Annotated in this window: 13 protein-coding genes; 10 read left to right on the forward strand and 3 right to left on the reverse strand. The window is 61.5% G+C overall.

All coding sequences use genetic code 11. The features are described from left to right. Positions 1-13: 13 nt before the first annotated feature. A complete protein-coding gene (locus tag GC127_RS15140; protein ID WP_008280104.1) occupies positions 14-484 on the reverse strand; it encodes an Rrf2 family transcriptional regulator in 471 nt (156 codons plus the stop codon). A gap of 139 nt (positions 485-623) precedes the next feature. Between GC127_RS15140 and GC127_RS15145 the strand changes: the two genes are divergently transcribed. The 8 genes from GC127_RS15145 to GC127_RS15180 are packed head-to-tail and all read left to right on the forward strand — an operon-like array spanning position 624 to position 9,705. Then, entirely contained in the window at positions 624-1,010 is a 387-nt protein-coding gene (locus GC127_RS15145; RefSeq protein WP_081508050.1) for a hypothetical protein, read from the forward strand. Further along, complete coding sequence (locus GC127_RS15150) at positions 1,007-3,235, forward strand: NosR/NirI family protein (protein WP_151978892.1); 2,229 nt, start codon at positions 1,007-1,009, stop codon at positions 3,233-3,235. Before GC127_RS15145 ends, GC127_RS15150 begins: the two co-directional genes overlap by 4 nt. 2 nt (positions 3,236-3,237) lie before the next feature. Beyond that, entirely contained in the window at positions 3,238-5,190 is a 1,953-nt protein-coding gene (gene nosZ, locus GC127_RS15155) for a TAT-dependent nitrous-oxide reductase (RefSeq protein WP_151978893.1), read from the forward strand. A gap of 3 nt (positions 5,191-5,193) precedes the next feature. Beyond that, on the forward strand, positions 5,194-6,528 hold the full coding sequence (locus GC127_RS15160; RefSeq protein ID WP_151978894.1) for a nitrous oxide reductase family maturation protein NosD: 1,335 nt from the start codon (positions 5,194-5,196) through the stop codon (positions 6,526-6,528). Then, positions 6,494-7,390 carry an ABC transporter ATP-binding protein gene (locus GC127_RS15165; protein ID WP_217524493.1) on the forward strand — a complete coding sequence of 299 codons (897 nt, stop codon included), beginning with the start codon at positions 6,494-6,496 and terminating at the stop codon, positions 7,388-7,390. The genes GC127_RS15160 and GC127_RS15165 overlap by 35 nt, the downstream gene beginning before the upstream one ends. Then, the gene (locus tag GC127_RS15170) at positions 7,387-8,220 is read left to right on the forward strand and encodes an ABC transporter permease (protein ID WP_151978896.1); all 834 of its coding nucleotides are present in this window, start codon (positions 7,387-7,389) and stop codon (positions 8,218-8,220) included. The genes GC127_RS15165 and GC127_RS15170 overlap by 4 nt, the downstream gene beginning before the upstream one ends. After that, positions 8,217-8,789 (forward strand): nitrous oxide reductase accessory protein NosL, encoded by a 573-nt coding sequence (locus tag GC127_RS15175; RefSeq protein ID WP_151978897.1) that lies wholly within the window; start codon positions 8,217-8,219, stop codon positions 8,787-8,789. Before GC127_RS15170 ends, GC127_RS15175 begins: the two co-directional genes overlap by 4 nt. A gap of 1 nt (position 8,790) precedes the next feature. After that, positions 8,791-9,705 (forward strand): FAD:protein FMN transferase, encoded by a 915-nt coding sequence (locus GC127_RS15180; protein ID WP_151978898.1) that lies wholly within the window; start codon positions 8,791-8,793, stop codon positions 9,703-9,705. A 6-nt stretch (positions 9,706-9,711) separates the two neighbouring features. On the opposite strand, the gene GC127_RS15185 is transcribed toward GC127_RS15180, so the two are convergent. Next, positions 9,712-10,170, reverse strand: coding sequence for a GatB/YqeY domain-containing protein (locus tag GC127_RS15185; RefSeq protein ID WP_008280095.1), 459 nt, complete (start codon positions 10,168-10,170; stop codon positions 9,712-9,714). A 163-nt stretch (positions 10,171-10,333) separates the two neighbouring features. On the opposite strand from GC127_RS15185, the gene carA reads away from it, so the two are divergent. Both carA and GC127_RS15195 read left to right on the forward strand, forming a co-directional pair. Beyond that, positions 10,334-11,482: a glutamine-hydrolyzing carbamoyl-phosphate synthase small subunit gene (gene carA / locus GC127_RS15190; protein WP_151978732.1), complete on the forward strand. Its 1,149-nt coding sequence runs from the start codon at positions 10,334-10,336 to the stop codon at positions 11,480-11,482. 95 nt (positions 11,483-11,577) lie between these two features. Next, positions 11,578-13,509, forward strand: a complete 1,932-nt coding sequence (locus tag GC127_RS15195; protein WP_151978734.1) for a glycosyltransferase family 2 protein — start codon at positions 11,578-11,580, stop codon at positions 13,507-13,509. Here GC127_RS15195 and GC127_RS15200 read toward each other — a convergent pair. Then, the gene (locus tag GC127_RS15200) at positions 13,450-14,100 is read right to left on the reverse strand and encodes a GntR family transcriptional regulator (RefSeq protein ID WP_008280092.1); all 651 of its coding nucleotides are present in this window, start codon (positions 14,098-14,100) and stop codon (positions 13,450-13,452) included. The genes GC127_RS15195 and GC127_RS15200 overlap by 60 nt on opposite strands. Between the last annotated feature and the right edge of the window lie 7 nt (positions 14,101-14,107).

The raw sequence follows: 14,107 nt of genomic DNA on the forward strand, positions 1-14,107 counted from the left end.
TGGCGGACTGGCGTCAGACCGAATCCGCGAGATGTGGCCCACGTCGTGGATATTGATCCAGCTTCGGTGTCTCGAAATAGCGCGGAGAAATTGCGAGGTCGGCCAGTGTGAAATCGTCAAACGTGTTGAGGAAATTGGTCAGGGCGAGGTTGAGCACGATGGGCAGCCGACAGCCTTTGGTGACCCGACAGGCATTGTCTGGAGAAAAACATTCGGCCAGAGCGAACTCAGGCTCCATCTTGCGCACCACCTGCCCAAGGTTGATTTCACCGGGGGAACGCGCCAACCGAAAGCCGCCGCTGCGGCCGCGGATCCCCTCCAGAAACCCCTCATGGATCAGTTGCAACACCACTTTCTTGAGATGTGCGCGAGAGATGTCATAGAGCTTTGCCGTCTCCTCGATGGTGGTCAATTCACCGGGTTTCAAGGTTGCGGCGTAAAGCAGAACACGCAGAGAATAATCTGTAAACTTAGTTAGACGCATAACGGCCTCCAGCTAACTAACATAATTCTGAAAGATTTTGAATTGGCAAGTGGTCAGCTTGTCACGTCTCATCACAAAAGAGTTATTTCATTTGACCCATATCAAGGTCGGGCTCTGCGACTCACGACATGCTGGCCCAATGATACGGAAATACGCCCTCTTTCTGCTGACCAGCCTCCTTGCGCTTTCCTTGGCGTTGGGCGCTTTGACTGCGGGCCGGGCAGCAGGTCTTGCCGCGTTCAAGGCCACTCTGACGCAGATGGTGATCTGCGCGGGGGCCGAGGGTGAGAAAACCGTGCATCTTGCCCGCGATGGCACGCCGGTAAACCTGCCGCATTGCGAAAAGATACTCTGCGACGAGTGTTTGCAGACCGGCTCTCACGTCTTGCTCACCGCAGAGTTCGAGCTTGGCGCGCAGCGCGTGACGGCTGCTGACCGGGATCAGCCCGGCGCAGACCTGCATCATCCCGAAATGATCCTGACCGCTCAAAGCCGCGCGCCCCCGGCGGCAAAGGCGACAGCATGAAAGACCCCCTGATGCCCCTTGCTCTCTTCTTGCGCCTGCGCGCGTTCGGCCTTTTGGCACGTATCGCCGCCTTCTGGATCGCTCTGCTGGCTTTGGCCCCGGCGGTTCAGGCGCAATCCCCCTATCTTGAAACATATCTGGCCAAAGTGCCCGCCGCGACGCTGGTCGAGGGTGCAGACAGCTATGGCGCAATGCGCAGCGACTTGCCCGTGGCCCCGGTGCTGCGCGGCGGAGAAACGATTGGCTGGGCTTTCATCACGTCCGATTTCGTGGGCACCACCGGCTATTCCGGCAAGCCCATCCATGTGATGGTCGCCGTCGGACTGGATGCCAAGCTGACCGGCGTAAAGCTGGTCAAACATTCAGAACCCATTGTCCTCATCGGTATCCCCGAGGCCAAGGTATCCAAACTGGTTGCGGATTTCGTGGGCCTTGATCTGGTGGCCGAGGCCGAAGCAGGCGGATCGGGGCATGAGCTCGACATCATCTCGGGCGCGACGGTCACGATCATGGTGATCGACGATTCGATCACCCGTTCGGGCATCCGTGTCGCCCGCGCGCTAGGGCTGGGGGGGCTTGCGCCACTCGCGGCCCACACCGGCCCAACATTCGAGCTGAACCCTGATGCGCAGGCGGCCAGCGATTGGTTTACCCTGACCGGCGATGGCACGCTGCGCCGCATGTCGCTGGATGTGGGGCAAGTCAACGCCGCCTTTGCCGCGATGGATGATCCCCGCGCCGCTGCCCGCCCGATCACCGCGCCCGAGGACGACACCTATATCGACATGTATGCAACACTCATCAGCGTGCCTGCCATCGGGCGGCAACTACTGGGCGAGGCGGAATTTGCCAATCTTGCCGACTGGCTGGACGAGGGGGAACACGCCATTCTGGTCGCCGCCCGTGGTCTCTATTCCTTTAAGGGGTCGGGCTATGTGCGGGGCGGGGTGTTTGATCGCATCATTCTGGTGCAGGGCGAAGATTCCGTGCGGTTCCGCGACCGGGGCCACCGCCGCGTGGGCGAGATCATGGCCGATGGCGCGCCCGCGCTCTCGGAAATGGACATCTTCAAGATCCCCGCCGATGCTGGCTTTGACCCCGCAGAGCCGTGGCGCCTGCAACTTTTGGCGCAGCGCGATGTCGCAGCCATCGAGAGGGTCTTCACCACCTTCGATCTGGGCTATCAGTTGCCGGCCGCCTACCTGCGCCCGGTGGCCGCCCCGACACCAGCACCGCCGCTGGCGCAAGAGACCGCAAGCGAGAGCGCCGCGCAAACCGCCCTCTGGTCCCGGATCTGGCGCGACAAGACCGTCGAAATCGTGGGCCTTGGCGTGATGCTGACAGTTCTCACGCTCGCGTTCTTCTTTCAAAGCTTTCTGGTGCGCTCCGAACGGGTCACAACCTGGTTCCGCATGGGGTTTCTCACCGTCACGCTGGTCTTTCTGGGCTGGTATGCCAATGCGCAGCTGTCGGTCGTCAACCTGATGGCGCTCTTTGGCGCGCTGACCTCGGATTTCAGCTGGCAGGCGTTTTTGCTTGATCCGCTGACCTTTATCCTGTGGTTCGCAGTCGCCGCAGCGCTGATCTTTTGGGGGCGCGGGGCCTATTGCGGCTGGCTTTGCCCCTTCGGCGCGTTGCAAGAGCTGACAAATCGCATCGCGCGCAAACTGGGCGTGCCGCAATGGACCCTGCCTTGGGGCCTGCATGAACGCCTCTGGCCGATCAAATACATGATCTTTCTTGGCCTGTTCGGGGTCTCACTGGCCTCGATCGAACAGGCCGAACATCTGGCCGAGATCGAGCCATTCAAAACCGCCATCGTGCTCAAATTCGCGCGTGCTTGGCCCTTTGTCGCCTATGCATTGGCCCTTTTGGCGGCAGGCCTCTTTGTCGAGCGGTTCTACTGCCGCTACCTCTGCCCGCTTGGTGCCGCACTCGCGATCCCTGCCCGCCTGCGCATGTTCGATTGGCTAAAGCGCTACCGCGAATGCGGCAACCCCTGCCAGACCTGCGCCCATGAATGCATGGTTCAGGCCATCCATCCCACTGGCGAGATCAACCCGAACGAGTGCCTGAACTGTCTGCACTGTCAGGTCCTCTACCAGTCGGAAACCAAATGTCCGGTCGTCATCAAAAACGTGAAGCGCCGCAAGAGCGCCTCTGAAAGCGCAGCAGCGCTGGACCGGATGATCGCAAACCACCCCAACATGAAGAAAGGACAATAATCATGTCAAACGATGTCAAGAAATCCGGGATCAGCCGCAGGGGCCTGTTGGGCGCCACTGCTGGCGGGGCTGCGGCCCTTGGGGCCATGGGTGCCTCGCGCATGGCGCTTTTGGGTGGGGCCGCCGGTGTGGCGACCGCCGCTGCAACCGCGCCAACCACTGCCAAAGCGGCTGCGGCCTCGTCGCATCTGGCCCCCGGCGAACTCGATGAATATTACGGGTTCTGGTCTTCGGGTCAGACCGGCGAGGTGCGTATCCTCGGCATTCCGTCGATGCGTGAATTCATGCGAATTCCAGTGTTCAACCGCTGTTCGGCAACCGGCTGGGGTCAGACCAATGAATCCCTCAAGGTGCTGACCGAGGGCATGTCAGAGCGCACCAAGAACTACCTCGCGGCCAATGGCAAAAAGGTGCATGACAACGGCGACCTGCACCATGTCCACATGTCCTTTACCGAGGGCAAATATGACGGTCGCTTCCTCTTTATGAACGACAAGGCCAATACCCGCGTCGCGCGTGTGCGGCTGGACGTGATGAAGGCTGACAAGATCCTCGAAATCCCCAATGCCAAGGCGATCCACGGTCTGCGCCCGCAAAAATGGCCGCGCACCAATTATGTCTTTGCCAATGGCGAGGATGAGGGCCCGATGGTCAATGACGGCCAAATTCTGGATGACCCGTCGCAATATGTGAACTTCTACACCGCCATCGACGCGGACAAGATGGAAGTGGCGTGGCAGGTGATGGTCTCGGGCAACCTTGACAATACCGATGCCGATTACGACGGCAAGTATGCCTTCTCGACCTCTTACAACTCGGAAATGGGCATCTCGCTGCCTGAGATGACGGAAGCCGAGCGCGATCACGTCGTCGTCTTCAACCTTGCCGAAATCGAAAAAGGCATCGCGGCGGGCGATTTCATCGAATTGAACGGCGTCAAGGTGATCGACGGGCGCAAAGGCCAGAACAAGGACTATACGCGCTACATCCCCGTGCCAAACAACCCGCATGGCTGCAACATGGCACCAGACAAGATCCACCTCTGCATCGCCGGAAAACTCTCGCCTACTGTTTCGGTGATCGACGTGCGCAAGTTGGATGCCGTGTTCTACGAGGGGGCCGATCCACGCTCTGTCGTGGTGGCCGAGCCGGAATTGGGCCTCGGGCCGCTCCACACCGCCTTTGACGGCAAGGGCAACGCGCTCACCACGCTCTTTCTCGACAGTCAGGTGGTGATTTGGAACATTGAGGATGCGGTGCGCGCTTATGCGGGCGAAAACGTCGATCCGATCCGCTCCAAGGTGGATGTGCATTACCAGCCCGGCCACAACTCCACCTCCATGGGCGAGACGCTTGAGGCGGATGGTAAGTGGTTCATCTCGATGAACAAGTTTTCCAAGGATCGCTTTCTCAACGTCGGCCCTCTGAAACCCGAGAACGAGCAGCTTTTCTCGTTGGACGGCACCAACCTGACGCTCTTGCATGACAGCCCGACCTTTGCAGAACCGCATGACAGCATCATCGTCCACCGCTCTGTTGTGAACCCGCGCAATGCCTGGGACCGTAACGATCCGATGTGGGCTGATGCCCGCGCGCAGGCTGAAAAGGACGGGGTCAACATCGACGAATGGGCCGATACGATCATTCGCGATGGCAACAAAGTGCGTGTCTATATGTCAAGCGTGGCCCCCGCCTTCAGCATCGAAAGCTTTACCGTCAAGGAAGGCGATGAGGTGACGGTGATCATCACCAACCTCGATGACATCGACGATCTGACACATGGCTTCTGCATGGGCGATCACGGCGTGGCGATGGAACTTGCCCCGCAGGCCACCGCTTCGGCCACCTTTGTGGCGGCCAAGCCGGGGGTCTACTGGTATTATTGCCAGTGGTTCTGTCATGCGCTGCACATGGAAATGCGCGGTCGCATGTTCGTAGAACCGAAAGGCGCCTAAGCCATGTTGCGCCTCTTTCTCAGCCTGATCCTCTTGTGCGGCGCAGCGACCTTGGTCGATGCGGCGGAACGCCGGGTGCCAGCCGAGATCGGGGCGCTTACCTCTGCCATCGCCGGGGCACTGCCCGGCGATGTGCTGACCCTTGAACCGGGCCTGCATGCGGGCCCGGTGACACTCGATCACGCGATTACCCTCGACGGGCAAGGCAAAGCCACCATCGACGCAGGCGGTGTTGGCAGCGTTGTCACCATCACTGGCAGCGATATCACCGTGCGCGGCCTCACCCTGACCGGATCGGGCAGCGATCACGACGCTATCGACAGCGGCGTTCAGATCACCCGGAGTGCCGCGCGCGTGCTGGTCGAAGACAACGACATCTTGGGCAATCTCTACGGCGTCGATGTGCATGGTCCCAAGAACGCCACCGTGCGCGGCAATCGCATTGTCGGACGCACGGATCACCATATGAACAGCCGTGGCAATGGGGTTTATGTCTGGAATGCGCCGGGCACGATCATCGAGGATAACGACATCCGCCTTGGCCGTGACGGCATCTTTGTGAATGCCTCAAACGACGGCATCTTTCGCCGCAACCTGATGCGCGACCTGCGTTTTGCAGTGCATTACATGTATGCCAACAATTCCGAGGTGTCGGGCAATATCTCGATCGGCAACACCCTTGGCTTTGCGCTGATGTTCTCGAACCGCATTACCGTGCATGACAATCTCAGCCTCGCAGACCGCAGTCACGGCCTCATGCTCAACTACGCCAACAACGCCGATATTCGCGGCAATCTGGTGCGGGGCGGCGTAGAGAAATGCACGTTTATCTACAACGCTCACCGCAACCTCATCTATGACAACCGCTTTGAAGGCTGCGAGATCGGCATTCATTTCACCGCCGGATCGGAACGCAATGCGATCACCGGCAACGCCTTTGTCGGCAACCGGACGCAGGTGAAATACGTCGGCACCAAGAATGTGGAATGGAGCTATGACGGGCGCGGCAACTATTGGTCGGACCACCCCGCCTTTGATCTGGATGGCAATGGCATCGCCGATGCCAGCTTTCGCCCCAATGACCTGATGGACCAAATCCTGTGGTCGCAACCTGCCGCCAGCCTCTTGATGGGCGCACCCGCTGTGCAACTGATCCGCTGGAGCCAGAAACATTTCCCCGCCTCCCTGCCCGGTGGCGTGCTGGACAGCGCGCCCCTGATGCGGCCCGTCCTCGTGACAGTGCCGGATACTATCGCTGCAATGGAAGCTGAGGCCATGACCGCCGCACGCAACAGAAAGACAGATGATGCCCCGTTTGACCCTCTCGCAAGTCACTAAGCGCTACGATGGCGTCACCGCGCTTGATGCGGTGGACTTTACCGTTGCCCCCGGTGAACGGGTGGCGCTCCTTGGCCACAATGGCGCAGGCAAATCCACGTTGATGAAGATCGTCCTTGGCCTGATCCCCGCCACCTCTGGTCAGATCGAGGTGCTCGGGGCCGCCCCCGGCAGTCAGGCCGCCCGCGAGGGCACCGCCTATCTGCCGGAAAACGTGGCCTTTCACCCGGCCCTGACCGGTCTTGAACAAATCCGCCTCTACCTGCGCCTGCGCGATTGCGATCCGGCGCAGGCGATGGGCCTGTTGGAGCGTGTGGGATTGGGCGAGGCCGCCCGCCGCCGCATCGGCACCTATTCCAAGGGCATGCGCCAGCGTGTCGGGCTGGCTCAGGCCCTCATCGGCCAACCTCGTCTCTTGATCCTTGATGAGCCGACCAGTGGTCTCGACCCGGTGTCGCGCCGCGAGTTCTACGCCATCCTCGACGGTCTCGCCGCAGAAGGTGCTGCAATCCTGCTCTCCTCCCATGCCCTGACCGAGGTCGAGGCCCGCACCGACCGGATCGTGATCCTCTCCAAGGGTTGTCTCATGGCGAATGACACGCTGCATGCCCTGCGCCGTCAGGCCGCGCTGCCAATTCGGCTGCAAATCTCGGCACGCCCGGGGGCGGCGGATCAGGTGGCGGCGCAACTGTCTGGGGGGCGGCGCAACGGCGTCATGGTCGATCTGACCTGCGCCCATGACGAGAAGCTGACCCGCCTTGGCCATATTGCTGCACTGAAAGGGCTGATTGAGGACGTCGAAATCATCCCGCCCAGCCTTGAAGACCTCTACAGCCATTTCAGCCGGAGAGATGACCAATGACCGCCTTCTTTCGCCCCGTCTTCGCCCTTGGCACCACCGAATTCCGCATCGCGCTGCGCAATCGTTGGGTGACGATCACCGTTGCGTTGATGGCGCTCTTTGCACTTGTCCTCTCGGCGGCGGGCAGCGCCCCAACCGGCGACGTGGGCGTGGATGCGCTCTCGGTCACGGTGGCAAGCCTGACGTCTCTTGGCGTCTATCTCGTGCCGTTGATGGCGCTTTTGATGTCCTTTGACGCCGTGGCAGGCGAGATCGAGCGCGGCACGCTTTCGCTGACGCTGACCTATCCGGTCTCTCGAACCGGCATCCTGATGGGCAAGTTCATCGCCCATCTGGCGGTGCTGACGATTGCCGTGGGCGCGGGCTATGGGTTGGCGGCCATCACCGCGCTTGCCACCGATCCCGAGGCGGTGACAGGCCTGCCCGCGCTTTTGCGCCTCTTCTGGTCCTCGATCCTGTTGGGGGCGGTGTTTCTCGCCTTGGGCTATGCGCTCTCGGCCATCGCGCGGCGTCCGGGGGCAGCGGCGGGGCTGGCAATCGGCGTCTGGCTGGCCTTGGTCGTGCTCTACGATCTGGGTCTTTTGGCGGCGGTCGTGGCAGATGGTGGCGGGGTCTTTACCGCCCGCGCCCTGCCGTGGCTTTTGCTGGCCAATCCCGCCGATGCCTTTCGCCTCTACAACCTTGCCGCATCCGAGGCGACGGCGGCGGCCTCTGGCCTTGGCGGGGCGGCCCAGACCATTCCCGCGCTCCATGCTTTGATCTCAGTCCTGCTTTGGCCCCTTGCTGCCTTTGGTCTGGCGGTCGCAGCGCTGCGGAGGGTCACACCATGAAATGGCTCCCATTCCTGCTCTTGCTCCTCGCCCTTGCCGCCTGCAAGGAAGAGGTGGCCACACGCCCTGACCCTGTGCCTTTGACGGCCGAGGCAACCGGACATTACTGCCAAATGGACCTGCTCGAGCATCCCGGCCCCAAGGCGCAGGTCCATCTTGAGGGTCTCGATCACCCGCTCTTCTTCAGTCAGGTGCGCGACGCCATCGCCTATCAACGCATGCCAGAACAAAGCCACGCCATAACGGCCATCTACGTCAACGACATGGCCGCCGCCGCCAGTTGGGACCAGCCCGGCGCCGAGAACTGGATCGACGCAACATCGGCCCATTACGTGGTCGGATCAACGGCAACGGGCGGCATGGACGCGCCCGAATTGGTGCCGTTTCTCGACGCCAAGGATGCTGCCGCCTTTGCCGATACGCGCGGCGGGCATGTTCTGCGGCTGGCCGAGGTGGCGGATACCGATGTGCTATCAGCCGTGCCTATCGCCACCGGCATCACCGACCGCGACGAAGACGAAGATTTCGAAGCACGGCTAAAACACCTGTCCCGCGAAAGGCAGAACTGACATGACCCTCTCCCGCCGCCGTTTTTTGACCATCTCTGCCGCAGCGCTTTCGTGTTCCCGCTCTGCTCAGGCCACACCCCTGCACCGCTGGCAGGGGATCGCCTTGGGCGCACGCGCCACGATCACGCTCAGCCACCCCGAGGCAGAGCGGATCACCGAAACCGCCCGCGCCGAGATCGAACGGCTGGAGCAGGTCTTCAGCCTCTACCGCAGCACCTCCGCGCTGAGCCAACTGAACGCCAGCGGGCACCTCGACGCACCACCTTTCGAGTTGCTGGATTGTCTAACCATCGCCGCCACAGCACATCGCGCCACGGATGGGCTCTTTGATCCTACTGTTCAACCGCTTTGGGATCTCTACGCGCATAGCTATGGTGCAGGACATGCCCCGTCAGAGGCCGAGATTGCCAATGCCCGCGCCCATGGAACGTGGAGCGATCTGCGCTACAGCGCCACCGCCATCAATCTGCGGCCCGGTATGGCGCTCACGCTTAATGGCATCGCACAGGGCTATATCGCGGATCGCATCGCGCATCTTTTGCAGGCCGAAGGGCTGAGCGACATCTTGATCGACACTGGAGAGTTGCGCGCCCTTGGTGGGCATCCGGATGGCGGCGACTGGCCCGTGATCCTAGACACGCCCGGCCGCCCGCATCTGGGCCTGCGCGACCGCGCTCTGGCCTCCTCTGCCCCGCGTGGCACTGTCTTTGATGCAGAGGGCACAGCGGGTCATATCCTGGATCCCCGCACCGGCACCCCTGCTACGCCACGCTGGCACCTCATCAGCGTCACCGCACAAAGCGCCGCCATGGCTGATGCGCTCAGCACCGCCATGTGCCTGATGTCCGCCCAAGACATCAAACGGGCCGAATCTGCCATCTCTGGCGTCAGGGTGGTGCAGAGCGCCGCCGTCTGAGGCAGCTTACCCCAGCCGCGCCTTGACCTGCGGACCAACCGCGCCGAAATCCATCTGGCCCGCGTGGCGTTCCTTGAGCTTGCCCATGATCTTGCCCATGTCGCGGATCGTGGTGGCCCCCACATCGGCAATCGCCTTGTCGATTGCAGCGGCAATTTCGTCTTCGGCCAATTGGCGCGGCAGGAATTCTTCGATGATGCGGATCTCGTCGCGCTCGCGCTCGGCCAGATCAAGCCGCCCACCCTCTTCATAGGCGCGCACGCTCTCGTTGCGCTGCTTGGTCATCTTGGCGAGAATGGCCATGATTTCCGCGTCTCCGACCGGGATAGTCCCGTCCGCGCTGCGCCCGGCAATCTCTTGATCCTTGATCGCCGCGTTGATCAGACGCAAGGTCGCCAAACGGCCTGCCGCCTTGTCGCGCATCGCCTGTTTCAGGGCCTGATCGACCCGTGCCCGCAGTTCCATTCCGTTTCATCCCCATGATCGTCACAAGAGCGGGAGCCTAGCGCCAAGCGTGGGCGATGGCAACCGCTGTGCTGGTCGCCCCAGCACCGCGATCAGACCCTTGACCCGCCCCCAGCCCACCCGTAGGTATGCGCAAATTTGCCCGAGCCGGAGACTCGCCCCCATGGCCCAAGCGTCCACCCCCCGTCCGACCGCCTGCCTAGCCCTTGCCGATGGCTCGCTGTTCTATGGCTACGGGTTCGGCGCGGTCGGCGTGACCACAGCGGAACTCTGCTTCAACACGGCGATGACCGGCTATCAAGAGATCATGACCGATCCCAGCTATGCCGGACAAATCGTGACCTTCACCTTTCCGCATATCGGCAATACCGGCGTGAACATCGAAGACGACGAAACCGCCGAGCCGGTAGCCGAAGGCATGGTGGTAAAATGGGACCCGACCGAGCCGAGCAACTGGCGGGCGCAGGAACATTTGACAAGCTGGCTTGCACGGCGGGGCCGCATCGCGATTGGCGGCATCGATACCCGCCGCCTGACCCGTGCGATCCGTCAGCAGGGCGCGCCGCATGTGGCCCTTGCCCATGATCCCAACGGCAAATTCGATGTCGAGGCTTTGGTGGGACGTGCGCGCAGCTTTGCCGGGCTCGAAGGCATGGATTTGGCCAAGGATGTGACCTGCGCGCAGTCTTATCGGTGGGACGAAATGCGGTGGGCCTGGCCCGAGGGCTATCTGCGCCAAACCGACGCGCGTCACAAGGTTGTTGCGGTCGACTACGGTGCCAAGCGCAATATCCTGCGCTGTTTGGCAAGCGCCGGATGCGATGTGACCGTGCTACCCGCAAGCGCCACCACCGAGGATGTGTTGGCCCATTCCCCCGATGGCGTGTTCCTGTCCAACGGCCCCGGCGACCCGGCGGCCACGGGCAAATATGCCGTGCCCATGATCCAAGGTGTGCTTGAGGCGGGGCTGCCGCTCTTTGGCATCTGCCTTGGGCATCAGATGCTGGCCTTGGCGCTTGGGGCACAGACCATCAAGATGAACCACGGCCACCACGGCGCCAACCACCCGGTCAAGGATCTGGAAACCGGCAAGGTGGAAATCACGTCGATGAATCACGGCTTTGCCGTCGACAGCCAGACCCTGCCCACCGGGGTGGTCGAGACGCATGTCTCTTTGTTTGATGGATCAAACTGCGGTATCCGGATCAAGGATCGTCCGGTCTTTTCGGTGCAGCACCACCCCGAAGCCAGCCCCGGTCCGCAAGATAGCTTTTACCTGTTTGAGCGATTCGCGGCCTCTATGGCCAAATAAGTCCGAATAATCCTTCGGCTGTTAACCTGTCGTTAAAACATCGTTAACCAAGCGCGCCCTAGTCTTTCCTCAGCCGCAAGGGGAAAGGTCGCGATATGGGAATTTCCGAACTGCGTCACATGCGGGCGCAAGGGTCTGGCGCGCGGGTGCCGATCAACCCACTGGGCCGCGAATTGGTGCGCGCCGGTAAGATCAGCCGTTCGGATGCCACGCTGGCCGAATTGGTGCGGCGGCATTGCGACACGTCGCTCGACCGCATTCTTCAAGCCGAGGGGCTGGCCACGGAAGACGACTTGCTCGCCGCCCACGCCCGCCGCCTCTCAAGCACGCGGCTGAGCGCCGAGGATGTGATGCGCGCAGAACTGGTTGAGTCCGGTCTTGATCCGCGATTTCTTTTGAAACATGGCGTGTTGCCGATCCAGTCCGCTGCTGGCGTTCCTGTTCTTGCCACTGGTGGGCCAGACAGCCTTGCCTCTCTGCGCCCTGCCCTGCCCCGCAAGCTAGACCGCGCGCGCGTTGTGATGGCGCCGCGCCACGCGATACAGGACCGCATCGCGCATGAGCATCGCGACATCTTGCGCAGCATGGCCGAGGCGCGCGTGCCCGAGATCGAGAGTTGTCGAACCTGGGGTGCCCATCAAAACCGCCGCCTGCACCTGACGCTCGCGGCACTTGCGGTGCTTGTGGCGCTCAGCCTCGCCTTTCCGATCACGGTTTTTTCCATCTTTGCGGTCTGGGCCTGCTTTACGCTCATCGTCTCTGCCGGGTTGAAAATCGCGGCCTTTGTAGCACAGACCTCTGGCCGCTCTGATGCGCCCCCCGCCCCTTCTTCGCCACGGCCCCTGCCCAAGGTATCAATCCTCGTACCGCTCTTTCGCGAAACCGAGATTGCCCATGCGCTTATCGCCCGCCTCAGTCGCCTGACATATCCGAAATGCCTGCTCGACGTGATCCTCGTGCTCGAGGAAGAAGACGCGCTAACCCGTCAGACATTGGCGGGCATTGATCTGCCGCCATGGGTGCGGCCCGTGATCGTACCCGATGGCAAACCGCGCACCAAGCCGCGCGCGATGAATTACGCGCTAGATTTCTGTCAGGGCGACATCATTGGCATTTTCGACGCCGAGGATGCGCCCGAAGCCGATCAGATCACGATCATTGCGCGCCGCTTTCAGCAGGTGCCACAAGAGGTGGCCTGCCTTCAAGGCATTCTCGACTATTACAACCCCAGCCAAAACTGGCTGGCGCGCTGTTTCACCATCGAATACGCGGCATGGTTTCGCACCTTGATGCCGGGCATGGCGCGTCTCGGGCTGGCGATTCCCCTTGGCGGGACCACACTCTATTTCCGGCGTGACGTGCTCGAGGAATTGGGCGGATGGGACGCGCACAATGTGACCGAAGATGCCGACCTTGGCTTTCGCCTTGCCCGGCATGGCTATCGTACGGAGATGATCCATACCGTAACCGAGGAAGAGGCCAATTGCCGAGCCTGGCCTTGGATCAAACAGCGCTCTCGCTGGCTCAAGGGGTATATGACCACCTATCTGGTGCATATGCGGCAGCCCAGACTGCTTTATGCACAGCTTGGACCGCGCAAGTTCTGGGGGTTTCAGGCGCATTTCGTCTCGGCGCTTTCACAATTCCTGCTGGCACCGGTCCTTTGGTCCTTTTGGCTGGTTCTCTTTGGCTTGCCCCACCCGCTCGACACGGTCGTCCCACATGCGCTGCTGGTGGCGTTGGGCAGCCTGTTCTTGCTGGTAGAGGTTCTGAATGTCTCTATCCACATGGCTTCGGTCTCGGGGCCGCGACACCGGCATCTGATGGCATGGGCCCCGACGATGCATTTTTACACACCACTCGGGACAATTGCCGCCTATAAGGCGCTGTATGAGCTCATCTTAAAGCCATTCTTTTGGGACAAAACCACGCATGGCCTCTCGGTCACGGCGCGTGGTCAACCAAACTCAGACGGTGGATTTGACCTCTCCGGAATCAAGCTTGAGCCGGGTCACAAAGGCCTTTGAGATGTGATCCCGCAGGGCCTGCGCGGCCCCTGCACTATCATGTGCCTCAATCCCCGCCACGATCGCATCATGTTCGCGCAGCGCATCCTCATCCCGACCGACCGCCGCAAGAGACGTGGTCGCCAAAAGCGCCATGGATCGATGCACAAGGTCCAACTGTTGCACCAAAAAGCGGTTGTGCGAGGCAAGATGTATCTGCTTGTGAAACCGCCGATTGGCACGGGCGAGTTCCACCGGCTTGCCCAAGAGCGCGCGATCATCTTCCACCATATCCCGCAACACCCGCACCTCTTCGGGCGTGGCATGGCGCGCGGCCAGCTCTGCCGCCAGCCCTTCCAACTCTGCCCTCACCACATAAAGCTCGGCCAACTGATTGTAATCCAAAGAGGACACGATCAGGCTGCGCCCGTCGCGGGTGAGCATGGATTGCGTTTCAAGCCGCTGCAACGCCTCGCGGATGGGCGTGCGCGACACACCAAAGCGTTCGGCCAGATCGCTCTCGACCAGACGGTCTCCGGGTTTGAAGATGCCGACATCGATTGCCTCAAGGATCAACGAATAGGCATCTGTAGGGGGCGGTTTCATCGGCATGTCCGTT

Source organism: Roseovarius sp. EC-HK134 (assembly GCF_902498815.1).
Classification (GTDB): domain Bacteria; phylum Pseudomonadota; class Alphaproteobacteria; order Rhodobacterales; family Rhodobacteraceae; genus Roseovarius; species Roseovarius mucosus_A.

Bases quoted from the DNA above. Each gene is read 5' to 3' on its own strand.
- GC127_RS15140 (WP_008280104.1), bottom strand. From the start codon at position 484: ATGCGTCTAACTAAGTTTACAGATTATTCTCTGCGTGTTCTGCTTTAC.
- GC127_RS15145 (WP_081508050.1), top strand. From the start codon at position 624: ATGATACGGAAATACGCCCTCTTTCTGCTGACCAGCCTCCTTGCGCTT.
- GC127_RS15150 (WP_151978892.1), top strand. From the start codon at position 1,007: ATGAAAGACCCCCTGATGCCCCTTGCTCTCTTCTTGCGCCTGCGCGCG.
- nosZ (WP_151978893.1), top strand. From the start codon at position 3,238: ATGTCAAACGATGTCAAGAAATCCGGGATCAGCCGCAGGGGCCTGTTG.
- GC127_RS15160 (WP_151978894.1), top strand. From the start codon at position 5,194: ATGTTGCGCCTCTTTCTCAGCCTGATCCTCTTGTGCGGCGCAGCGACC.
- GC127_RS15165 (WP_217524493.1), top strand. From the start codon at position 6,494: ATGATGCCCCGTTTGACCCTCTCGCAAGTCACTAAGCGCTACGATGGC.
- GC127_RS15170 (WP_151978896.1), top strand. From the start codon at position 7,387: ATGACCGCCTTCTTTCGCCCCGTCTTCGCCCTTGGCACCACCGAATTC.
- GC127_RS15175 (WP_151978897.1), top strand. From the start codon at position 8,217: ATGAAATGGCTCCCATTCCTGCTCTTGCTCCTCGCCCTTGCCGCCTGC.
- GC127_RS15180 (WP_151978898.1), top strand. From the start codon at position 8,791: ATGACCCTCTCCCGCCGCCGTTTTTTGACCATCTCTGCCGCAGCGCTT.
- GC127_RS15185 (WP_008280095.1), bottom strand. From the start codon at position 10,170: ATGGAACTGCGGGCACGGGTCGATCAGGCCCTGAAACAGGCGATGCGC.
- carA (WP_151978732.1), top strand. From the start codon at position 10,334: ATGGCCCAAGCGTCCACCCCCCGTCCGACCGCCTGCCTAGCCCTTGCC.
- GC127_RS15195 (WP_151978734.1), top strand. From the start codon at position 11,578: ATGGGAATTTCCGAACTGCGTCACATGCGGGCGCAAGGGTCTGGCGCG.
- GC127_RS15200 (WP_008280092.1), bottom strand. From the start codon at position 14,100: ATGCCGATGAAACCGCCCCCTACAGATGCCTATTCGTTGATCCTTGAG.